We start from the raw sequence: 20,732 nt of genomic DNA, 5'->3' as shown, positions 1-20,732 counted from the left end.
ATGTTTGAAGTAATAATTGGACTAGAAGTTCATGCACAATTAAATACAAAAAGTAAACTATTTTGTTCTTGTGCAACAAGTTTTGGAGAAGAGCCAAATACAAATGTATGTCCTACTTGTTTAGGATTACCTGGAGCACTTCCTGTTTTAAATAAAGAAGCAGTTCATAAAGCTATTATGCTAGGTACTGCACTTAAATCAAAAATTAATCAAAAATCAGTATTTAATAGAAAAAACTACTTCTATCCAGATTTACCAAGTGGTTATCAAATTTCTCAATTTGAAGTTCCAGTTGTTGGACTTGGTGAATTAACTATTGATTTTCCAGATGGAAGACAAAAAACAATTGGTGTAACAAGAGCTCACTTAGAAAATGATGCAGGTAAAAATATCCATGCAGGAACTGTTTCTCATGTAGATTTAAATAGAGCTGGAACACCTCTACTTGAAATCGTAAGTGAACCTGATATGAGAAGTGCAGAAGAAGCAATCTTATATCTTAAAAAACTTCACTCAATTGTTAGATATCTTGGAATTTCTGATGCTAATATGCAAGAAGGAAGTTTTAGATGTGATGTTAATGTTTCAATTAGACCAAAAGGTGATACAAACCTATATACTAGATGTGAAATCAAAAATATGAACTCTTTTAGATTCATTGAAAAAGCAATTCATTATGAAGTAAATAGACATATTGAAGCTTGGGAAGATGGAGTTCATTCAACTGAAATCGTTCAAGAAACAAGACTTTTTGACCCAAGCACTGGTGAAACTAGAAGTATGAGAGGAAAAGAAGATGCTGCTGATTATAGATATTTTCCAGATCCAGACCTTTTACCTTTAATTATTACAGATGAAATGATAAGTGAATACTCAAATATTCCTGAGCTTCCAGATGAGAAAAAGGAAAGATTTGTAAAAGAGTATGGACTAAAAGAGTATGATGCTTCAGTTATCACAGCTTCACTTGAAATGGCTAACTTCTTTGATGAAATGATGAAAGAAGGAATTAGTGCTAAAAATGCGACTACTTGGTTAACTGTTGAATTACAAGGAAGATTAAAAGAGGGTGTTACAATTGAAGAATCTTCAATAACATCAAAAACTTTGGCAACACTTGTAAAAAGAATTGAAGACAATACAATTTCTGGAAAAGCAGCTAAAGAAGTTCTTGATTATTTAATGGAAAATGATAGTGATGTTGACTCAGTTATTGAAAAACTAGGACTAAAACAAGTAAGTGATGATGGAGCTTTATTAGCTATTATTGATGAGATTTTAAATGCAAATCAAGATAAAGTAGCTGAATATAAAGCTGGTAAAGAAAAAATGTTTGGATTCTTCGTTGGACAAGCTATGAAAGCTAGTAAAGGAAGTGCTAATCCAAATAAAATCAATGATTTATTAAAAGAAAGATTAGCTTAATGAATCAAGGGTCTATTGCAGTAATTGGTGCAGGTAAGTGGGGACAAGCTCTTCATTTTGCACTAAGCCAAAAACAAAAATGCCTAATATCTTCAAGAAGTAAAAGAGAAATAGAAAATTTTGTTGATTTAGAAACTGCAATGGATTGCGAATATTTAGTAATCGCCATTCCTGCTCAAGAGATTAGAGGTTGGTTAAAAGAGAATTTTGTTTTTAAAGGACAAAAAATTTTAGTAGCTTCAAAAGGAATAGAAGCAAAAACTGGCGAATTTTTAAATGAAATTTATTCAAATTTTGTTCCTGATAAAAACATTGGATTTATTTCAGGTCCTTCATTTGCAGCAGAAGTTATAAAAGGTTTACCTTGTGCTTTAGTAATAAACTCAAAATCAAAAAAACTTTATAAATCCTTTCAACCATTTTTCCCAAATTTTATAAAAACTTATTTTAGTGCAGATGTAATTGGAGCAGAAATAGCAGGAGCTTACAAAAATGTTTTAGCAATAGCTAGTGGAATTTGTGAAGGTTTACAACTAGGCAAAAATGCACAAGCTTCACTAATTGCTAGAGGACTTGTAGAGATGCAAAGATTTGGAAAATATTTTGGTGCAAAAAAATCTTCATTTTTAGGATTAAGTGGAGCGGGAGATTTATTTCTTACTGCAAATTCTACTATGAGTAGGAACTTTAGAGTTGGACTTGGATTATCTCAAAATAAAAAATTAGAAGATATATTAAAAGAGTTAGGAGAAGTTGCAGAAGGTGTTAAAACAGCTGATGCAATTCATAATTTATCAAAAAAATACTCTATTTATACTCCAATTGCAAACGAAGTAAAACTAATATTAGATGGTAAAAATCCAAAAGATAGTCTAAAAGATTTATTGAAAAATTAGAGTTATGAATAGAATAATAATTCTAATATCTTTTTCTTTTGTATTAGCTATCCACCTTTTACTCCTATATTTTTACAAAAATTCTCAAATTCTAAAACCATATACAAAAGAAAATTCTAGTGTACAAATTCAACTAACTAAAATATCAAAAGTTGAAAAAGAACAAGAAAAACAACAACCCCAACAAGAACAAACAATAGTTAAAAAAGAGATACCAAAAATTCCTCAAAAAGAACCATTGAAAAAAAGTGAAAATGTTAAAAATATTGAAAAACAAAAGGTTATTGAAAAACAAGAAACAATAAAAGAAGAAACAGTTACAACAAAAACTGAAGAAAAAAATATAACACAAGAAAACATCACTAAAAAAGATTCAACAATAGATGAAATTAACGAAAATGTAAATAAAGAGATTGAAGCATTAATTGATGATTATGGTAAAAAACTCAGAGATGAAATAAATAAAAATAAAAACTATCCAACTATTTCAAAAAAGTTAAAAGAACAAGGTAAAGTAATAGTACGTTTTAGAGTGCTCAAAAACGGATTATTTGATGATATTAGTATTTTGATATCAAGTAATAAAGAAAGACTTGATAATGCAGCTTTAAATGCTTTATATGATACAAAAAAATATTTGCCCTATGATAATAGAATAAAAAAAGAGTTTATTGAATACAATTTGCCTTTAGAGTTTGTATTAAATTAACTCTAAAAAATGATAAGATTTAATTTATGAAAACAATATCACTTTTAAATCTTTTATATGCACTAATACCTTTGAGTTTAGTATATATTTACTATGTTAGATTAACAAACAACAAAACAGAAATAATTTATGCAACATTTAGAATGGTTATTCAACTTTTAGGTGTTGGTTATCTGCTTATTTATATTTTTGAAGAAAAAAATATTTTTATAGGAAGTTTAATACTTCTATTTATGATATTGATTTCAACATTTATTAGTATTAGAAATACGTCAAATAAAACATCAACTCATTTTATAAATATCTTTCTTTCTATATTACTATCAGGAATTTTTCATCTTATTCTAATGATTTATTTTATTCTAGATTTTGATACATTTTATGAACCAAGATATGTTATTCCAATTGCAGGGATGATATTTGCAAATTCTATGAATGTTTTGTCACTGTGCATAGAAAGATTTGAAAAAGAACTAATAAGAAATGATTCATTTGAGAAGTCAAAAGCAATAGCTTTTAAATCAGCGATGATTCCTCAAATAAACTCTTTTTTAGCAGTTGGATTAGTTACACTTCCAGGAATGATGACAGGACAAATTTTATCAGGTATAGATCCATTAATTGCTGTTAGATATCAAATAATGATAATGAGTACAATACTTTCAAGTGCAGGTTTATCAATGATGATATATTTTGCACTTAAAAAGAATTAACTATTTAATTTTTTATGAGTATCGCCCCAAAGGTAAAGCTGTTTTATAATTGGTTTTAATGTTTTTCCATATTCAGTTAAAGAGTATTCAACTTTGGGAGGAACAACCGGATAAACTTCTCTATGAACTAAACCATCCATTTCTAACTCTCTTAATTTTTGTATTAACATCTTTTGAGTTGCATTTGGTAATAATTTTTGAAGTTCACTAAATCGTTTTTTTTCATCCCTTAAATACCAAATAATTAATATCTTCCACTTTCCTGCTAATACGTCAATAGCTGTTTCTACGGGACATTTAAAATCTTTATCAAAATTTTCATTTTCAATTTTTTTATTCATCTTTTCTCCAAAAGTATCTTTTTAGATAGTACCTTACTTTAAAGTCAGTTCTTGTTCTTTTGTTATATTTTAGCTAAAGTTACAGTTGAAGTAAATAAATTAAGGAGAAAATTAATGAAAGCTTTTGTAGTTGAAAAAATCACAGATAAAGAATTTACAACAGAAATAAAAGAGTTACCTATACCTAAATGTAAAGAAAATGAAATTGTTATAAAAGTAAGTTACTCTTCACTAAATTATAAAGATGCATTAAGTTCAGTTGGAAATCCAGGAGTTACAAGAAAGTTTCCTCACATAACAGGAATTGATGTTGCAGGAACTGTATATGAATCAACATCTACAATATTTAAAGTTGGTGAAAGAGTTTTAGTAACTGGTTATGATATGGGGATGAATACAGATGGTGGACATGCTGAATATGTAAAAGTTCCAGCTTCTTGGGTTGCTAGAATTCCTGATTCAATCACTGATAAAGAGATAATGACTTTTGGAACAGCTGGATTAACAGCAGCATTAAGTATTAATGAACTTATTTCAAATGGTGTAAAAGCTGAATCTGGAGATATTTTAGTAACTGGTGCAACAGGTGGAGTTGGTTCAATTACAGTTTCAATATTAAGTAAATTAGGTTATAACGTAACAGCACTTTCTGGGAAAAAAGAGAAAGCTGAATACTTAAAAAGAATTGGAGCAAATGAAGTTATATCAAGAGAAGAATTTCTTGATTCATCTAATAAACCATTATTAAGCGAAAAATATGCAGGTGTAATTGATACTGTTGGTGGTGAAATTTTAGCACAAGCATTAAAACAAATAAAATATGATGGAGTAGCAACTTGTTGTGGATTAACATCTTCTCATGAGCTAAATACAAATGTATTTCCATTTATTTTAAGAGGTGTTAGATTAATTGGTATTGATTCAGTTGAATGTAAATTAGAGAAAAAACAAGCTGCTTGGGAAAAACTTGCAAGTAGATGGAAAATAAATACTTTAAGTAATATAACAAATGAAATAACATTAAACGAAATAAAAGAGGCTTATGAACATTTATTGTCAGGAAAAGCAGTAGGAAGATATGTAGTAAAAATAAAAGAGTAGATTAATTTTAATCTACTTTTATTTCGCCTGTTTCAACTTTTTGACTATATATAGTCTCTTTCCCTAATTGTAAAATTTTTGCTTGGTCAATCCATTGAAGATTTTTTGCATAACCAGGAAGAAGTAGAAAATTCTCAATCCATTCTGCATTTTTATTTGACCATCTTGCAATTTGTTCAAAGTGATAAATTCCTAAATTATTTAAATCATTTTCAACTTTTGAGTCAATACCTTTTATTTTTTTTAGATTATCTTTACCTGTTGGTTTTGGAGAACTTAAAACTAAAGGTTTATAATCTAAAGGAGAACTTCTCTTAAAAATAGGATTAATTGAGGTTCTTGTTCCAACTTCATCTTTTGTTTCTGACGAACTATCACTTTTAATAGGTTTTATATTTGGATTAGACGCTTTTGCAACAATATATCCTATAAAAAAACCTATAATTAAAGCTATAACTAAGTTTGTCACTATAAGTGGAGCAATCTCTAACATTATATTAATCTCCTAAAATATTAAATTCAACTCTTCTATTTATCTCTGACAAACCATTTTCATCATCTTTTGCAATAGGAAATTCTTCACCATATCCAATAGCAGTAATTTTATCTTTTGAAACACCTAAAGAAACAAGAAATTCTTTTACACTATTTGCTCTATCTTGAGAAATTTGTTTATTAAGTTCATCTTTCCCTCTTGAATCCGTATGACCTGCTACTTCAACTTTTAAAGTTGGGTTATCAATTAATATTTTTGAGATATCTTGAATTACCAATTTAGAATCTTCTGTTAAAGTTGTACTTCTTCTTTCAAAAGTAATCTTTCTAGTTTGTAAAAGATTATTTATTAATAATTGTACATCTTCTTTTGTTGAAACTTGATTAGAAGTCTGTTCATTTTGTACTTTAATTTCATTATTTGTTTCATTTTGTACAGTATTTGTAGTATTTTCTGAAATTATTTCTTCTTTTTTAGGTGTATTATTTTGAACAATTACATTTGGAAGTCTAATATCTGTTTTTAAATCTATATTTAATCTTGAAATAAGAGTTTCTAATAAGTCTTTATAATTTGAATCTTTCAACTCACCAGATAAAGTAATTTCATTATCAACTACAGTAATTTTTGAATTATCCGAGAAAAAATCTTTAAATGGTATTATTAATGGTGAAACACTTTCTAATACATTTTCATCTAAAACTCTATTATCTTCAAATTTATAATCACCTTCTCTATTTACATTTAAAAAATCAGCTACTATTGATGCATCTTCTTGATTTGCAAACAAACCACTCATTTCAATAACACCAGATTTTTTTTCAAGTACAAAATTAGCTGGTTTATCCTCTTCTTTTTCACCGAATAAATTGAAGATTTTATCTTTAAAAGATATTAAATCATCTGTAAAAGTATCCTCTTTTATAGAAGTTGAATTTGTTTTTTTACTAAAATAATCATTGTAATCAAAACCATAAATTGAGAAAACATTCAAAAGAAGAAAACACACAAGTAAAAAAAATATTTTTCGCAGAAGAGACATCCAAACCCTTTTTATAATATAATTTGCTTTATTATATCTTTAGTATACTAACTATAAGTTAAATTGGTTTTACATTATACACAAAAGAAAAAGAAATATGTAGAAGTTTTACTTAGTAAAATAAATTAAATATAGAATTTACAGAAGAGATATAAGATTTAAACATACAAATCCAGATAAAATGTACGGATTTGGATTTGAAAAAGCTGATTCAATTTTAATTGCAATTAGTCAAACAGCAAGGATTTAATCGTAAAAATAATACAGGATTAAGTCTTGGAGAAAATAGTTTATTACAAAGCGATGAAAATGGAGTTACAACTAGACGTGGAGTTTTCGCTTCTGGTGATGTGGTAACAGGTGCACGAACAGTTGTAGAAGCAGTTGCAATTTCAATTGAAGAGTATATAAATACTTTTCCACCTAAAATGAAGCCTTATTAGGCTTTATTTAGGATTTCTAACCAAAAATATTTATTTGCTACACCTTTTTCTACTGGCTTCCAACCATAAGTTATAGAATGTAAATATAAAACATCATCTAATAATTTAAAAGTTAATTCTTTATTTGTATATTTTCCTAAAATTTCTGAAAAAATTGCATAAACATGATTTTCATCTTCATCAATTTTGTAATTAAAATTATCTAAATTTTCTAATTGTTTATCTAAAAAATCTTTGATTCTATCTTTTGACATAATTATCCTTTTTGTAATGAAAGCGCGTATTGTATAGTTTTAATACTTGTATCTATATAATTTATATACTATTGATTACAATCAATGATTGACAAAATCTAAACACCTATAATTTCTGAAAAATTTTTAAGGATTATAAATATGAGTATGTTTTGTTATCAATGTGAAATGAGTCAAAAAGGTGGTTGTGGAAGTACAGGAGCAACAGTTGGAACGTGTGGAAAAGATGAAAATCTTTCAAGGCTTCAAGATATTATGATTTTTGGTTTAAAAGGTCTTAGTGCATATAGAGAACATCTAAACACTTTTAAACCAGAACTTACAAAAGAGATAGATGATGTTATGAGTGAAACTTTATACTTTACTCTTACAAATGTAAATTTCAATTTTAATGACCATATAAATCAACTAATGAAAGTTGGAAGTGCTGGAGTTAAAGTTATGAATTTATTAGGTGAAGCACATACAAATAGATTTGGTATTCCAACACCAGTTAGAGTTCCTCAAAATAAAGTTGAAGGAAAAGCTATTTTAGTTTCTGGACATGATTTAGAGTTTTTTGAAAAACTATTAATTGCAACTAAAGATAAAGGTATAAATGTATATACACACTCTGAAATGTTACCAGCTCACGGTTACCCAGAACTAAGAAAATTCAAACACCTAAAAGGAAATGTAGGAAAAGCATGGTTTGACCAAGCAAAACTAATGGAGAAATTTACAGGAACATTTGTAGTAAATACAAATTGTATTGTTCCTCCTAAAAAGAATTGTTCTTATATTGATAGAGTATTTACACATAAAATTGTTGGAATTGAAGGTTCAACTCCTATTGAAAATTATGATTTTACTGCATTAATCGAAAGAACTTTAGCTTGTCCTGACGCGAATGGAATTGATTTAAATGAAAATACAACACTTGTAACTGGTCACAACTATAAAACAGTTCTAACACTAGCTCCTCAAATTTTAAAAGCAATAGAAGAGAGAAAAATCAAACAATTCTTCGTAGTTGCAGGTTGTGATGCACCAGGGAAACCAGGAGAATATTATAGAGAATTAACTCAAAACTTACCAAAAGATACTGTGATTTTGACTTCATCTTGTGGGAAATTTAGATTTAACGATATTGATTTTGGAGAAATTGAAGGAACAGAAATTCCAAGATATTTAGACTTAGGACAATGTAATGACTCTTATGGAGCAGTAGAAATTGCTAAAGCTTTAAGTGATGCACTTAAAACTCCAATCAATGATTTACCAGTATCAATTGTATTATCATGGATGGAACAAAAAGCTGTGATTATTCTTTTAGCTTTATTCTCACTTGGAGTGAAAAATATCTATCTTGGACCAAAACCTCCACAATTTGTAAATGAAGATATTTTCAACTTCTTAGCTGAAAATTTCAACCTTACACTTACAACAAATGCGAAAGATGATTTGAAAAAACTTCTTATTGCATAAAAATAAAGGGACTTTTTCCCCTTTATTTATTCCAGTTTTTATATGGATTTTTCATCAAATTTGAGTTGTAATATCTTTCATCTGATGTAACTTCTTCTTTTATCCAAGAAGGAAGTTTTATAGTTTCATTTTCATCTAAAAGTTCAACTTCTGCAACAACTAAACCATCATTGTCGCCATAAAAAATATCAAGTTCAAAAGTATGATTTTCATAATCTATCAAATATCTTGTTTTATCAATAACTGGCTTTTGACAAAGTTTATCAAGCATCTCATTTGCTTCATCTACTGGTATTTCATATTCAAACTCCAATCTAGTTGCTCCAATATTTGAACCTTTTATAGTTAAATATGCTTTATCATTTTTTACTCGCACTCGAACAACTGCATCTTTATTTGTTGATAAATAACCTTGTTTTATTCTATTTCCATTTTCTAAAGTTCCAAGTTTTTCCAAATCTACAAGGTATTTTCTTTCTATTTCTAAGGCCATATATATCCTCTTTTTTGTTTTTGTAATTTTATCGAAAAAATTTATTTGAAACTATTTTTTTGTGATAGAATTAAAAAAAGGAGTTATAATGAAAACAATAGTAAGTTTATTGGTGTTTTTAAGTGCTATTTTTGCTTCAGATGTTCCTGAAGAATTTGATAAACTTCTTTACGAAAAAGGTGAAAAAGTTTTTGAAAAAAAATGTATGGAATGCCATGAAAAATATATGGATATTCCACTTTTAATGAAAAATTTTATAGAAGAAAATAATAAACTATTAAATCTAAAAGCTCCAACTGGAAATGAAATCTCTTTTAGATTAAAACAACAAATCGGTCATAGAGATGATATAGAGTTCCAACTTCATCAAACAGAAGAGTTTATGAAAGATTATCTATTTAATCCAGATAGAGCAAAAACTATCTGCTTAGAAGGTGTAATAAGACACTTTAAAACTATGCCAAGCCTTGAAGGAAAAGTTAGTGAAGAAGAAATCTATCAAGTAAATCACTACTTATACTTTTTAGAAGGATTCAATGGAATTAATAGCTTCTTCCACAAAGAAGAATTAGAATTAAAATAAGGAAAATATATGAAAAAATTTGTTTTATCTATGGTTACTTTAGTTTCACTTGCTTTTGCAGATGGAAATATTACTTATAAAATTGATGGAAAAGATTATGAAGGCTACTATGTAAGTGCATCAAAAAATGCACCATTAGTTTATATGGTTCATGATTGGGATGGAATTACTGATTATGAAATAAAAAGAGCCTCTATGTTAAAAGATTTAGGTTATTCAGTTTTTGCAGTTGATTTATATGGAAAAGGTATTCGTCCAACTGAACTAGCAGATAAAAAAGCTATGACAAAATCTTTATATGATAATAGAGAAGAGATGAGAAAAAGACTAAATGCTGGATTTGAAGAGGCGAAAAAACTAGGTCTAAATACAACTAATTCATTAGGAATGGGTTATTGTTTTGGTGGAAGTTCTATTTTAGAAATGGCAAGAAGTGGAGCTGATTTAAAAGCATTTGTTCCTTTTCATGGAAATTTAGCGACACCAGCAGGAGAAGACTATAAAAATACAAAAGGAAAAATTGTAGTTTTCCATGGAAGTGCAGATACAGTTGTGCCTTTTAGTGAATTTGCTGATTTAGCAGTAGAACTAGAAAAAACTGGACTTAACCATGAAATGATAACTTATAGTGGAGCACCTCATGCTTTTACAGTATTTGGAGCAAAAAGTTATAGGGAAGATGCAGATAAAAAATCTTGGAAAAGATTTACAGAAGTTTTAGAAGAAACTTTAAAATAAAAGCAAGTTTTACTTGCTTTTATAGTTTGATAATTCTATTAGATTCTTATCTGGATCTCTTACATAAATAGATTCTATTTCGCCATTAGCTCCTGTTCTACTTACAATTCCTTCTTCAATTTCTATACCTAAATTCTCTATATGATTTTTTGCTTCACGTAAAGGTGTTTCTATTATGAAACACAAATCAGCACTACCAGCTTTAACATTAAATGCTTTTGGCTCAAATTCGCTTCCTAATAGATGTAGATTAATTTTCTGATTGCCAAATTTTAAAGCAACTCTTGTACCTTTGAAAATCTCTTTTTCCATACCTAAAACATTTGTATAAAACTCTACTGTTTTATCTATATTTTTTACAGTTAAAACTAAGTGGTCTAATCTATTTATTTTTATCATCTTAACTTTCAAGTATATCTAAAGTTGATTCCCAAGTATCTATAAAGATATGTTTTTCTAATCTTGCTTTTATTTCATCAGGAATTTTTATAGCCATTTTTGTAGTAAAATCATAATGAATCAAAACTGATTTTGAAGAAGTACATAAAACTCCCTTTTGATAAACTGCATGTTTTAATTCAAAAGATGAATTTCCTATCTTTGAAACTGCAGTTTTTACAACCACTTCATCACCCCAAAAAACCTCTTTTAAAAAGTCATTTGAACTGTGAGCCATCACTAAGTTCCATTTTTTTACATCTAAGTTTGGTAAAAATAGTTTGTATATTGGCTCTCGTGCCGCTTCAAACCAAACTCCGTAAGTATTATTATTTATATGCCCTAAAGCGTCTGTTTCGCTAAATCTTGGCATTATATTTTGTGTTAACATTATTTTCTCCAATCAAAAAAAATAGTTTAACAAAATGAGTTTAGAGAAAAGTTAATTACTATTTAGTTTCTTTTAATTCTTCATATCTTTTCAAAATCTTCTCATTTTTTCCAAAAGCTTTTTTATCATATTCTAATAATTGTTTTTCAATATATTCATTTAATATAATATGTTCAAAAAACTCATAATATTCAACTAGTTTTTTAAATCTTCTTTTTCCAATATTTCCTAAACAATGATAAAACAAAAATTCTAATTCATCTTTTGTAAATTGTGCTCTGAAAATATTTATATATCTTTGTTTATTTTGAAGATTACTTTTATCTATAAATTTTAAGATTTGATATATTTGACCAAAATAGACTCCTGTAATAAATTCATAATTTTTATTAAAATCATCATAATTTGGATATCTTTTTAAAACTTTAAATAATTTAGTAAAAGCTACATAACCTGAATCATCACCCAAAGAAATACTTCCTTTAGTATTTGATAATAACTCTACTAATTTAAAAAAGTATTCTCAAACATTTGTAATTTTGTAGCTTCATTCTGAAGTTTTAAAGATTCACTCTGTTCTTGTTGTGCAATACGTGATTCTTTTAATTCTTCCTTTGTTTCTCTTAACTCTTCTCTTGATAACTCTAATTCTTCAGTCTGTATTTTAATTGTATAAATTATTGCAAATAAGCTAAATAAAGCAAAAATTGGATTTAAAGTTCCACCTATGAAATCTCCAAATGTTCCCCAATCAGCTTTTTTTGTAGTATCTAAATCGAATATATTAAAAAAATAAAATACTAATAAAGCAATAAATAAAAATATTGCAAAACCTAATATCAGATTTAAAAAATTTAATTTTGATGAGTTTTTTTCTTTAGAAGCCATAAAAATCCTTTTTAATAGTTATTTTATTCAAGGTCAAGGCGGGGTGATTTTTTTGCGAGGGAGCATACAAGCAGTATGTGACTGAGTAAAAAAATTGCTCCAACGCTGAGATTGGGTAAAAGAACTATTAAAAATCGTCGAAGTCAATAGAACCTTTTGAGTAGTTTACTACATTCCCTTCGAAGAAATTCGTTCTTTGGTCATTAAAACTTGCATAACCATCAACCCATGGAATAGGGTGTTTTACATTGTATTCTGGTTTATATCCAACAGCTTCAAGTCTTCTATCTGCTAAATATTGAATATATTGTTTGATTATTCCATCTGTAAATCCAAGAATTTGTCCTTGAGTGATATACGCTCCCCAAGATGCTTCAAGCTCTACCGCTTTTCTAAACATTGCTCTTACAGTTTCTTCTAACTCTTGTGTGAATAAGTCAGGTCTTTCTTTTCTAACACTATTTATCATATTTTGGAAAAGTAAAAGGTGAGTCACTTCATCTCTTTGGATAAATCTAATCATTTGTGAAGACCCAAGCATTTTTCCTGATTTTCCAAGGGCATAAATAGCTGCAAATCCTGCATAAAAATATAAACCTTCTAAAATCTGATTTGCAAAAAGTGCTAAAACAATCTTTTCATCAGTGATTTCACCTGAAAGATTTTTATAAACATCTGCAATATACTTGTTTTTTTCTCTCAATTTTGCATCATTTTTCCACATATCATAAATCAAATCTGTATTATCTGAAATAGACTCAACCATAACCGCATAAGATTTACTATGATTCGCTTCTTCATAAGATTGTCTTGCTAAACAAGCATTTATTTCAGGTGCAGTTATATATGGATTTATATTATCCATCAAATTATTTGTTTGTAATGAATCCATAAAAATAAGCTGACTTAAAACTAAATCATACATTCTTTTTTCAGCTGGTGTTAAAAACTTATAATCCTTTGCATCACCTGTCATCTGAACTTCTCTTGGAAACCAAGTATTTGCTTCCATTGTATCCCAAAGATTCAACGCCCATTGATATTTCATTTTTGTGAAATTGATCATTCCATCACTATTTCCACCAAAAACTCTTCTATCATTTAAGCTCTCTTTAGAATCAGGGTTATAATTAGTTTTTCTTTCCATTAGTAGTCCTCTATATTTTCAATATTTTATTCAAATCTATTTTATGAAATGAGGTTATCTTATTGACAACCTGCACACTCCATACTTCTATCTTCTACATCATTTTTTGCTTCTGGACTTTGGCTTCTTAAATAATATGTTGATTTAAGTCCGAGCTTCCAAGCTAATGTATAGATTTCATGTAAATATTTCCCACTTGCTTTATCTAAACTCATAAAAATATTTGTTGATTGCCCTTGGTCTATCCATTTTTGTCTAATTGCAGCTGCTTTAATAACTTGTAATTGATCAATTTCAAATGCAGGTGTATAATATGCCCAAGTTTCAGGTGATAATTTTGGTACAACAACAGGGATTAATCCTGATAAATTCTCTTCAAACCATTTTCTTTTGTAAACTGGCTCAATTGCTTGTGTAGTTCCAACTAAAATTGAAATAGATGAAGTAGGAGCAACAGCCATTAAGTAACCATTTCGCATACCATCTTTTTTAACTTTTTCTCTTAATACATCCCAATCATAAGAAGTATCAAATAAGTCTTTATCTACAAGTGCATTTACAGCTTGTGGTGCATGATCATGAGGCATAATTCCTAAAGACCATTTTGAACCTTCAAATGTTGGATAAATACCTTTTTCAATTGCTAAATCTGAACTTGATTTAATTGCGTTATATGAAATTGCTTCCATAACTTGGTCAATTTTTTTGAAGTGTTCATTTGAACCCCAAGCTAGTTTATATTCAGCTAACATTTCAGCTTCACCCATAACACCAAGACCAATACTTCTTGATTTTAGGTTTGTTACTTTTACTTTTTTAAGTGGATAGAAGTTTAAATCTATTACATTATCAAGCATTCTAATAGCAATTGGAACTACTCTTTCGATGTCTTCTTTTGTATTTATTCTTGAAAGATTTACAGAAGCTAGGTTACAAACAGCTGTATCTCCATCAATTTTTTCTTTCTCAACTATAAATACTCTTTTTCCATTGATACTATCAAGTGCAGAAACTTTGTTTGCTTTTTTAGTAATTCCACCATCAACTAATACTAAATCTTCTTCATCAAAAGTTTGAACAGAACCATCTACAAACTCTAATCTGATTTTGTAGTAGTTAGGATTTGTATTTTGGAAAATCTCTGTACAAAGATTTGAGCTTCTGATGTGTCCCACGTGTGAATTTGGATTTGCTCTATTTGCATTGTCTTTGAAACATAAAAATGGACTTCCAACTTCAAAATATGAAGTTAAGATTTTTTTCCATAAATCTTTAGCTTTCATTCTATCTTTTGTGATAGATTCATCATTTTCATAAGCAATATATTTTGCTTTGAACTCATCACCATAACATTCACTTAAATCTTTAACTTCATAAGGATCAAACAAAGTCCAATGAGAATCTTCTAAAACTCTTTCCATAAATAAATCTGTAATCCAAAGAGCTGGGAATAAATCGTGAGCACGTCTTCTTTCTTCACCAGAGTTTTTCTTTAAATCAACAAAATCTACAATGTCCATATGCCATGGTTCCATATAAACAGCAATTGCACCTTTTCTTGTACCTAATTGGTCAACAGCAATTGCAATATCATTTGTAATTTTTAAAAATGGTACAGTTCCACCAGCAGCACTTTTGTGGTCATCAATAACTCCACCTAAAGCTCTGATTTGGTTCCAATCCCAACCAATTCCTCCACCATATTTAGATAGAAGTGCCATCTCTTTGTATCCATCAAAAATACCTTCTATGTTATCAGGACTTGACCCAATATAACAAGATGATAATTGATGTCTATTTGTTCTAGCATTTGATAATGTTGGAGTTGCAAGCATTACTTCAAATTTAGAAATAACATCATAAAATTGTTTTGCACATTGTTGTTTATTTTTTTCATCTTGAGCTAAGAACATTGCAATTGCCATAAACATTTGTTGAGGAAGTTCTATTGGCTCTGCATTTCTATTTTTGATTAAATATCTATCGTATAAAGTTTTAATACCTAGGTAGTTAAATAAAAAGTCTCTTTCAGGTTTAATATATGCATTTAAGTCTTCTAAATCATAACCTTCACCCAAACTTGGAATTAATCTTCCAGCTTCTTTACCATATCTTAGATAATCTCTTAAATGGCAATATGGCTCACCTTTAATACCATGAGTTACTTTTCCAACCCTATGGTATAAATCAAATACAAATAATCTAGCAGCTACAAATGTCCAGTTTGGAACATCTATATCTATTTTTTCAACTGCTGTTTTTATTAAAGCATCTTGAATATCTGAACTACTCATACCATCAATAAATTTGATTTGAGCATCAAGCTCTAACTCACTTTGACTAACACCATCTAAATCAGCTGTTGCCTCTACAGTCATTTTTTGAATTTTAGTAATATCTAAAACTTCTTTACGACCATTTCTTTTTTGAATCATAATTCCCATAAAATACTACCTTATTATTTAAAAACTCTATTAAAAATAGCGTCTACATTTTTTGTGTAATAATCAAAGTTAAAACACTCTCTAATTTGCTCTTCACTTAATGATGCTCTTAACTCTTCATCACCTAATAGATATTGAAGATATAAAGATTCACCTTTTTCATTTGTAGTTGGTTTTCCTTTTTGAATCTCTTCCCAAACTTTCATAGCATTTCTTTGAACAATTCTATAAGCATCTTCTCTACTTACACCAGCAAGTGGAAGTTCTAATAAAACTCTTTGAGAGAATACTAATCCACCAGTTAAGTTTAAGTTTTTCATCATATTTTCAGGCATAACTGTAAGATTTGCAATAACGCTATTCATTCTGTGTAACATAAAATCAGTTGTGATAAAAGCATCTGGTAACCAAAATCTTTCAGTTGAAGAGTGAGAAATATCTCTTTCATGCCAAAGTGCAACATTTTCCATAGCAGGAATTGCATATGCTCTTATCATTCTTGCAAGTCCTGTAATATTTTCAGTTAATATTGGGTTTCTTTTATGTGGCATTGCAGAAGACCCTTTTTGCCCTTTTGCAAAATACTCTTCAGCTTCGTAAACTTCTGTTCTTTGTAAATGTCTTACTTGAACTGCAAATTTTTCAACAGAAGATGCTAAAAGTGCTAAAGCCGTAGCAAGTCTAGCATATCTATCTCTGTGAATTACTTGATTTGAACAAGGTTCTGGTTTAAGACCAAGTTCTGCCATCGCATACTCTTCAAGTTCAAGTGGTGCGTGAGCAAAGTTACCCATAGCTCCTGAAATTTGTCCAACTGCAATAACATCCATAGTTTCTTCTAAATTTTTTAAGTGCCTTGCAACTTCATCATACCAAACAGCTAATGTTAAACCAAAAGTAATTGGCTCACCATGAATACCATGGCTTCTACCTACCATTAGAGTCATTTTGTGTTCAAATGCTCTTTTTTTGATAGATTCCATCAACATTTTTACATCTTCAATAATAATTTTTAAAGAGTCTCTCATTTGAAGTGCAACACCTGTATCAACAGCATCTGATGAAGTCATACCATAATGGAACCATCTTGATTCATCACCTAATGATTCAGATACACTTGTATTAAAAGCAATTAAATCATGTTTTGTAATAGCTTCGATTTCTTCGATTCTTTCAACTGAAAAAGTTGCATTTTTTACAATTTTCTCACAATCAGAATCTGGAATAAGTCCTAATTTATTCCAAGCTTTTACAGCAGCCTTTTCAACTTCAAGCCATGCTGCATATCTTGCATGTTGCGTCCAATTCTTTGCCATTTCTTCTCTTGCGTATCTTTCAACCATCTAATGTCCCTTGTAATCATATTTTCTATAAATTTTATTAAAAATTTTCATTAATTTTAGTATGATATTGTATCTAAAAAGACAAAATCTAAAATTAAAAAATCTAATAAAAAATAATAGAATTTGAAAAAAAACATAGGAAAAAAATTTGCCATTTACATTAAGAAAACATAAAGCAATTAAAGATAAAAAAATACAAATATTTTTAATTCAGAATTTAGGATTAGACCCAAAAGTAGGGCAAAGACTAACATCAAAAGGAAGAATTTTTGATGAAAATATGAATACAATAAATACAGGAGACGTTATACCTACTGATTATATCTATATTGCTGTTTTTGAGGGAATGACAAAAGGATTAAAGCCTCTTTTAGAGTTCAAAGATTTTGCCATATTTGATAAACCTACAAATCTTATGGTTCATCCTATTTCAAAAAATACTCCTTACTCTTTACTTGATGAAATTCGTTACCATTTTGGAGAAAATGCAAATTTAATACATAGAATTGATGCAGAAACATCTGGGCTTGTAATTGTAGGAAAAAATAAACAAAGTGAGATTGATTTAAAAGAGATGTTTCAAGAGAAAAAATATCATAAATCTTATTTAGCAATTGTTCAAGGTGAATTAAAAGAAGAGATAACAATTAATAAAGGACTTGATAGAGAAGGAAAAGCTATTGGGGTTAGAATGATGGTTTGTGATAAAGGCAAAGAATCAATAACAATTATAAAACCTATCAAATATAATAAAGAAAAAGATTTAACACTAATTGAAGCTTTACCACTAACTGGAAGACAACATCAAATTAGAGTTCATCTTCACTCAATTGGTCATACGATTTTAGGTGACCCAATTTATGGAGTTGATGATGAAAATGCAGAAAACTATCTAAATAAAACTTTGAGTGAAGAAGATAGATTTACTGTAACAAAATCAAATCGTTTATGGCTTCATGCAAATTATTTAGAATTTGAATATAAAAATGTTACTTATAAAATCTTCTCAAAAAATAGAGATTTATATAAAGAATTTCTATTTTAGTGATATAAATTTTTATTATAAATTAGCTTTACACAAAAAGATTATTTTATTATTTAAGAAAAATACACATCATAGATATAATCGCCTATGTGAACCTTCATTCATTGATTTAATATATATTAATAATTTTTATCAAATATTATTAAAAATAAATATTTATCATTTTTTAAGGGAAAAATATTAAAATCACTAATAAAATTTAACTGTTAAAGAAGAGAGATGCATTTGAAAAATAGAGAAATTGAACTAAATAAAAAAACGATGATTGTTTCTGAAACAAATGAAAAAGGGATAATAACTTACGCAAACAGTGACTTTTGCATAATTGCAGGCTACACAAAAGAAGAATTAATTGGAAATCCTCATAGTATGGTAAGACATCAAGATATGCCAAAAGCTGCTTTTGAAGATTTATGGAAAACAGTAAAAGCAGGTAAGATTTGGAATGGAATAGTTAAAAATAGTACAAAAAATGGTGGATATTATTGGGTAAATGCAACTGCGTATCCATCAAAAACTAGAAATGGGGAGATTCGTTACATTTCTGTTAGAGTAAAACCTACAAAAGAAGAAATAAAAAAAGCCGAAATGCTTTATAGAACAATGAAATAAGGAGCTTTATGTTTTTTTCAAATAAAGGTAATATTGACATATTAGAAGCTCTTGATAACATTGATTTATTTATAAATAATAAAATAAACTCTCTACCTGAAATAACTGGTACTTGTACAGGATTTAACGAACAAATAAAGAATAAAATAGAAAAAATAAATAACTCTTTAAAATTAAAAAATGAAGAAGAGTTAAAAGTATTTGGCGAAATAATGCTGATATCTGAGAAATTAGCAGATGGAAACATTGATGATGAAATTCATCATGTAGAAACATCAAATGAAAAATTAAACTATATATCAAACACATATAACACTTTAGTAGAAAATCTACGAGTTATAATAGAAACTATTCTTCAAACACTAAAAGATTACTCAAATCATAATTACGTAAAAAAAATCGAAATGCCACATCTTCAAGGTGAATTTAAAATGCTTGTTGATGGAGTAAATGATTTAAGAAAAACAATTACTACTATGTTAATTGAAAATAAATCTAATGGTTTAACTTTAGATATAAAATCAGAAATCTTACTTGAAAATATTGATAAGCTAAATAAAAGCTCAAATCAAACAGCAGCATCATTAGAAGAATCTGCTGCTGCATTAGAAGAGATTACAAGCAATATAAGAAATACAACTGATAAAATATCTAAAATGACAGAATTATCAAAAGAGTTAATTCTTGTTTCAAATAATGGTGAAGCATTAGCAAATAAAACGACAATTGCTATGGAAGAGATAAATACTGAAGTTAATTCAATAAATGAAGCAATAACTGTAATTGATCAAATAGCTTTTCAAACAAATATTCTTTCACTAAATGCTGCTGTTGAAGCAGCAACAGCAGGTGAAGCAGGAAAAGGATTTGCAGTTGTTGCACAAGAAGTAAGAAATTTGGCAAATAGAAGCGCTGATGCAGCTAAAGAGATTAAAAAAATAGTTGAAAATGCTACACTAAAAGCTAATAATGGAAAAAATATTGCTAATAATATGATAGAAGGTTATAAAGAATTAAGTGAAAATATTTCTTCAACAACAAGTATAATTAATGATATTCAGAATGCATCAAAAGAACAATTATTAGGAATTGAGCAAATAAATGATTCAATAAATCTTTTAGATAGACAAACTCAATTAAATGCAACAATTGCAAATGAATCTTATGAAGCAACTCTTGTTACAGATAAAATATCAAAATTAATTGTTGCAAATGCAAATGAAAAAGCATTTGTTGGGAAAGATTCTGTGCATCCTAAAGATAACTTATAATTTTACTCATAAATTAGAAAAAAAGACATTAAGATAATAGTTACCTCAAAAGAGACTAAAATAACTAAATCCTTATTACCCGAGACAAATCTCTGAGGTAAAAGGATTTCTTTATTCTCTTTTTTTTCTGGATTTAAAGTGCAGTTAAAACAGTTTGAAATATCTCCACAAGTGGCACATGCAGGTGCTGTTTTTCCTATACAATCATATAAATATTTTTTCCATCTAATATCTTCTGGTTTTAAATTTGCTAAAGATGTGAAATTTTTTGACATAAGTTCTCCCATCTCTTTTCTGCTTGCTAATCCCAAATCTGAATACAAATGTCCTAATTCTAAAGATGTTTTAGCAATTAATGGAGCTAGTTCATCTTTTGCATAATCATCATTTGCATGAAATTGTAACAATTGTAAAATTTGTTTTTCCATTAATACTAAATCTCTCATCTTCTT

General features: G+C 28.3%; 25 protein-coding genes. 12 read left to right on the top strand and 13 right to left on the bottom strand.

The window, feature by feature from the left end:
• From gatB to ABLL_RS00480, 4 genes are read left to right on the top strand one after another with little or no spacing between them, the layout of a single operon-like run.
• Positions 1 to 1,425, top strand: coding sequence for an Asp-tRNA(Asn)/Glu-tRNA(Gln) amidotransferase subunit GatB (gatB, locus tag ABLL_RS00495; protein ID WP_041654972.1), 1,425 nt, complete (start codon positions 1 to 3; stop codon positions 1,423 to 1,425).
• The gene (locus tag ABLL_RS00490; RefSeq protein WP_014472813.1) at positions 1,425 to 2,321 is read left to right on the top strand and encodes an NAD(P)H-dependent glycerol-3-phosphate dehydrogenase; all 897 of its coding nucleotides are present in this window, start codon (positions 1,425 to 1,427) and stop codon (positions 2,319 to 2,321) included. The genes gatB and ABLL_RS00490 overlap by 1 nt, the downstream gene beginning before the upstream one ends.
• A 4-nt stretch (positions 2,322 to 2,325) precedes the next feature.
• Positions 2,326 to 3,030, top strand: coding sequence for an energy transducer TonB (locus ABLL_RS00485; RefSeq protein WP_014472812.1), 705 nt, complete (start codon positions 2,326 to 2,328; stop codon positions 3,028 to 3,030).
• 26 nt (positions 3,031 to 3,056) lie between these two features.
• Positions 3,057 to 3,743: an ABC transporter permease gene (locus tag ABLL_RS00480; protein ID WP_014472811.1), complete on the top strand. Its 687-nt coding sequence runs from the start codon at positions 3,057 to 3,059 to the stop codon at positions 3,741 to 3,743.
• Here ABLL_RS00480 and ABLL_RS00475 read toward each other — a convergent pair.
• Positions 3,740 to 4,084, bottom strand: coding sequence for a helix-turn-helix domain-containing protein (locus ABLL_RS00475; protein WP_014472810.1), 345 nt, complete (start codon positions 4,082 to 4,084; stop codon positions 3,740 to 3,742). The two genes, ABLL_RS00480 and ABLL_RS00475, sit on opposite strands and share 4 nt — an antisense overlap.
• A gap of 114 nt (positions 4,085 to 4,198) precedes the next feature.
• Between ABLL_RS00475 and ABLL_RS00470 the strand changes: the two genes are divergently transcribed.
• The gene (locus tag ABLL_RS00470; RefSeq protein ID WP_014472809.1) at positions 4,199 to 5,185 is read left to right on the top strand and encodes a YhdH/YhfP family quinone oxidoreductase; all 987 of its coding nucleotides are present in this window, start codon (positions 4,199 to 4,201) and stop codon (positions 5,183 to 5,185) included.
• 7 nt (positions 5,186 to 5,192) lie between these two features.
• On the opposite strand, the gene ABLL_RS00465 is transcribed toward ABLL_RS00470, so the two are convergent.
• Both ABLL_RS00465 and ABLL_RS00460 read right to left on the bottom strand, forming a co-directional pair.
• Positions 5,193 to 5,678, bottom strand: a complete 486-nt coding sequence (locus ABLL_RS00465; protein WP_014472808.1) for a hypothetical protein — start codon at positions 5,676 to 5,678, stop codon at positions 5,193 to 5,195.
• A 4-nt stretch (positions 5,679 to 5,682) separates the two neighbouring features.
• Positions 5,683 to 6,675 (bottom strand): OmpA family protein, encoded by a 993-nt coding sequence (locus ABLL_RS00460; RefSeq protein WP_014472807.1) that lies wholly within the window; start codon positions 6,673 to 6,675, stop codon positions 5,683 to 5,685.
• A gap of 269 nt (positions 6,676 to 6,944) precedes the next feature.
• On the opposite strand from ABLL_RS00460, the gene ABLL_RS00455 reads away from it, so the two are divergent.
• A complete protein-coding gene (locus ABLL_RS00455; RefSeq protein ID WP_014472806.1) occupies positions 6,945 to 7,166 on the top strand; it encodes a hypothetical protein in 222 nt (73 codons plus the stop codon).
• Here the strand turns inward: ABLL_RS00455 and ABLL_RS00450 are convergent.
• Positions 7,163 to 7,420: a hypothetical protein gene (locus ABLL_RS00450; protein ID WP_014472805.1), complete on the bottom strand. Its 258-nt coding sequence runs from the start codon at positions 7,418 to 7,420 to the stop codon at positions 7,163 to 7,165. The genes ABLL_RS00455 and ABLL_RS00450 overlap by 4 nt on opposite strands.
• 141 nt (positions 7,421 to 7,561) lie before the next feature.
• On the opposite strand from ABLL_RS00450, the gene hcp reads away from it, so the two are divergent.
• On the top strand, positions 7,562 to 8,887 hold the full coding sequence (gene hcp / locus ABLL_RS00445) for a hydroxylamine reductase (RefSeq protein WP_014472804.1): 1,326 nt from the start codon (positions 7,562 to 7,564) through the stop codon (positions 8,885 to 8,887).
• 22 nt (positions 8,888 to 8,909) lie between these two features.
• On the opposite strand, the gene ABLL_RS00440 is transcribed toward hcp, so the two are convergent.
• The gene (locus tag ABLL_RS00440) at positions 8,910 to 9,380 is read right to left on the bottom strand and encodes a CYTH domain-containing protein (RefSeq protein ID WP_014472803.1); all 471 of its coding nucleotides are present in this window, start codon (positions 9,378 to 9,380) and stop codon (positions 8,910 to 8,912) included.
• 88 nt (positions 9,381 to 9,468) lie between these two features.
• On the opposite strand from ABLL_RS00440, the gene ABLL_RS00435 reads away from it, so the two are divergent.
• Together ABLL_RS00435 and ABLL_RS00430 are read left to right on the top strand one after the other, a co-directional pair.
• Positions 9,469 to 9,963, top strand: coding sequence for a hypothetical protein (locus tag ABLL_RS00435; RefSeq protein WP_014472802.1), 495 nt, complete (start codon positions 9,469 to 9,471; stop codon positions 9,961 to 9,963).
• A gap of 9 nt (positions 9,964 to 9,972) precedes the next feature.
• Positions 9,973 to 10,701 carry a dienelactone hydrolase family protein gene (locus tag ABLL_RS00430; RefSeq protein ID WP_014472801.1) on the top strand — a complete coding sequence of 243 codons (729 nt, stop codon included), beginning with the start codon at positions 9,973 to 9,975 and terminating at the stop codon, positions 10,699 to 10,701.
• A gap of 9 nt (positions 10,702 to 10,710) precedes the next feature.
• On the opposite strand, the gene ABLL_RS00425 is transcribed toward ABLL_RS00430, so the two are convergent.
• The 7 genes from ABLL_RS00425 to purB form a co-directional block, all read right to left on the bottom strand.
• Positions 10,711 to 11,100, bottom strand: coding sequence for a VOC family protein (locus ABLL_RS00425; protein WP_014472800.1), 390 nt, complete (start codon positions 11,098 to 11,100; stop codon positions 10,711 to 10,713).
• 1 nt (position 11,101) lies between these two features.
• On the bottom strand, positions 11,102 to 11,530 hold the full coding sequence (locus ABLL_RS00420; RefSeq protein ID WP_014472799.1) for a thioesterase family protein: 429 nt from the start codon (positions 11,528 to 11,530) through the stop codon (positions 11,102 to 11,104).
• 58 nt (positions 11,531 to 11,588) lie between these two features.
• Positions 11,589 to 11,999 carry a putative phage abortive infection protein gene (locus ABLL_RS00415; protein ID WP_014472798.1) on the bottom strand — a complete coding sequence of 137 codons (411 nt, stop codon included), beginning with the start codon at positions 11,997 to 11,999 and terminating at the stop codon, positions 11,589 to 11,591.
• Between the two features lie 35 nt (positions 12,000 to 12,034).
• The gene (locus tag ABLL_RS14580) at positions 12,035 to 12,418 is read right to left on the bottom strand and encodes a hypothetical protein (protein ID WP_014472797.1); all 384 of its coding nucleotides are present in this window, start codon (positions 12,416 to 12,418) and stop codon (positions 12,035 to 12,037) included.
• Between the two features lie 127 nt (positions 12,419 to 12,545).
• Positions 12,546 to 13,565, bottom strand: a complete 1,020-nt coding sequence (locus tag ABLL_RS00405) for a ribonucleotide-diphosphate reductase subunit beta (protein ID WP_014472796.1) — start codon at positions 13,563 to 13,565, stop codon at positions 12,546 to 12,548.
• 59 nt (positions 13,566 to 13,624) lie between these two features.
• Complete coding sequence (locus tag ABLL_RS00400; RefSeq protein WP_014472795.1) at positions 13,625 to 16,009, bottom strand: ribonucleoside-diphosphate reductase subunit alpha; 2,385 nt, start codon at positions 16,007 to 16,009, stop codon at positions 13,625 to 13,627.
• 14 nt (positions 16,010 to 16,023) lie between these two features.
• Positions 16,024 to 17,352 (bottom strand): adenylosuccinate lyase, encoded by a 1,329-nt coding sequence (gene purB, locus ABLL_RS00395; protein ID WP_014472794.1) that lies wholly within the window; start codon positions 17,350 to 17,352, stop codon positions 16,024 to 16,026.
• Positions 17,353 to 17,500: 148 nt separating this feature from the next.
• Here purB and ABLL_RS00390 point away from each other — a divergent pair, with 148 nt between their 5' ends.
• From ABLL_RS00390 to ABLL_RS00380, 3 genes are all read left to right on the top strand, one after another.
• Positions 17,501 to 18,397 (top strand): RluA family pseudouridine synthase, encoded by an 897-nt coding sequence (locus ABLL_RS00390; RefSeq protein ID WP_014472793.1) that lies wholly within the window; start codon positions 17,501 to 17,503, stop codon positions 18,395 to 18,397.
• A gap of 219 nt (positions 18,398 to 18,616) precedes the next feature.
• Positions 18,617 to 19,009 carry a PAS domain-containing protein gene (locus ABLL_RS00385; protein ID WP_050989837.1) on the top strand — a complete coding sequence of 131 codons (393 nt, stop codon included), beginning with the start codon at positions 18,617 to 18,619 and terminating at the stop codon, positions 19,007 to 19,009.
• Between the two features lie 8 nt (positions 19,010 to 19,017).
• On the top strand, positions 19,018 to 20,280 hold the full coding sequence (locus ABLL_RS00380) for a methyl-accepting chemotaxis protein (protein WP_014472791.1): 1,263 nt from the start codon (positions 19,018 to 19,020) through the stop codon (positions 20,278 to 20,280).
• Positions 20,281 to 20,282: 2 nt separating this feature from the next.
• Here the strand turns inward: ABLL_RS00380 and ABLL_RS00375 are convergent, their stop codons facing one another.
• The gene (locus ABLL_RS00375) at positions 20,283 to 20,726 is read right to left on the bottom strand and encodes a nitrogen fixation protein NifQ (RefSeq protein ID WP_014472790.1); all 444 of its coding nucleotides are present in this window, start codon (positions 20,724 to 20,726) and stop codon (positions 20,283 to 20,285) included.
• Between the last annotated feature and the right edge of the window lie 6 nt (positions 20,727 to 20,732).

The sequence above is a fragment of the Arcobacter sp. L genome (assembly GCF_000284235.1).
Taxonomy (GTDB): domain Bacteria; phylum Campylobacterota; class Campylobacteria; order Campylobacterales; family Arcobacteraceae; genus Aliarcobacter; species Aliarcobacter defluvii.
Note: the sequence above shows the minus strand (reverse complement) of the source record. Positions and strands in the feature narration are given on the sequence as shown.

Excerpts from the sequence above, each read along its gene's own strand:
- gatB (WP_041654972.1), top strand. The coding sequence starts at position 1 with ATGTTTGAAGTAATAATTGGACTAGAAGTTCATGCACAATTAAATACA.
- ABLL_RS00490 (WP_014472813.1), top strand. The coding sequence starts at position 1,425 with ATGAATCAAGGGTCTATTGCAGTAATTGGTGCAGGTAAGTGGGGACAA.
- ABLL_RS00485 (WP_014472812.1), top strand. The coding sequence starts at position 2,326 with ATGAATAGAATAATAATTCTAATATCTTTTTCTTTTGTATTAGCTATC.
- ABLL_RS00480 (WP_014472811.1), top strand. The coding sequence starts at position 3,057 with ATGAAAACAATATCACTTTTAAATCTTTTATATGCACTAATACCTTTG.
- ABLL_RS00475 (WP_014472810.1), bottom strand. The coding sequence starts at position 4,084 with ATGAATAAAAAAATTGAAAATGAAAATTTTGATAAAGATTTTAAATGT.
- ABLL_RS00470 (WP_014472809.1), top strand. The coding sequence starts at position 4,199 with ATGAAAGCTTTTGTAGTTGAAAAAATCACAGATAAAGAATTTACAACA.
- ABLL_RS00465 (WP_014472808.1), bottom strand. The coding sequence starts at position 5,678 with ATGTTAGAGATTGCTCCACTTATAGTGACAAACTTAGTTATAGCTTTA.
- ABLL_RS00450 (WP_014472805.1), bottom strand. The coding sequence starts at position 7,420 with ATGTCAAAAGATAGAATCAAAGATTTTTTAGATAAACAATTAGAAAAT.
- hcp (WP_014472804.1), top strand. The coding sequence starts at position 7,562 with ATGAGTATGTTTTGTTATCAATGTGAAATGAGTCAAAAAGGTGGTTGT.
- ABLL_RS00440 (WP_014472803.1), bottom strand. The coding sequence starts at position 9,380 with ATGGCCTTAGAAATAGAAAGAAAATACCTTGTAGATTTGGAAAAACTT.
- ABLL_RS00435 (WP_014472802.1), top strand. The coding sequence starts at position 9,469 with ATGAAAACAATAGTAAGTTTATTGGTGTTTTTAAGTGCTATTTTTGCT.
- ABLL_RS00430 (WP_014472801.1), top strand. The coding sequence starts at position 9,973 with ATGAAAAAATTTGTTTTATCTATGGTTACTTTAGTTTCACTTGCTTTT.
- ABLL_RS00425 (WP_014472800.1), bottom strand. The coding sequence starts at position 11,100 with ATGATAAAAATAAATAGATTAGACCACTTAGTTTTAACTGTAAAAAAT.
- ABLL_RS00420 (WP_014472799.1), bottom strand. The coding sequence starts at position 11,530 with ATGTTAACACAAAATATAATGCCAAGATTTAGCGAAACAGACGCTTTA.
- ABLL_RS14580 (WP_014472797.1), bottom strand. The coding sequence starts at position 12,418 with ATGGCTTCTAAAGAAAAAAACTCATCAAAATTAAATTTTTTAAATCTG.
- ABLL_RS00405 (WP_014472796.1), bottom strand. The coding sequence starts at position 13,565 with ATGGAAAGAAAAACTAATTATAACCCTGATTCTAAAGAGAGCTTAAAT.
- ABLL_RS00400 (WP_014472795.1), bottom strand. The coding sequence starts at position 16,009 with ATGGGAATTATGATTCAAAAAAGAAATGGTCGTAAAGAAGTTTTAGAT.
- purB (WP_014472794.1), bottom strand. The coding sequence starts at position 17,352 with ATGGTTGAAAGATACGCAAGAGAAGAAATGGCAAAGAATTGGACGCAA.
- ABLL_RS00385 (WP_050989837.1), top strand. The coding sequence starts at position 18,617 with ATGCATTTGAAAAATAGAGAAATTGAACTAAATAAAAAAACGATGATT.
- ABLL_RS00380 (WP_014472791.1), top strand. The coding sequence starts at position 19,018 with ATGTTTTTTTCAAATAAAGGTAATATTGACATATTAGAAGCTCTTGAT.
- ABLL_RS00375 (WP_014472790.1), bottom strand. The coding sequence starts at position 20,726 with ATGAGAGATTTAGTATTAATGGAAAAACAAATTTTACAATTGTTACAA.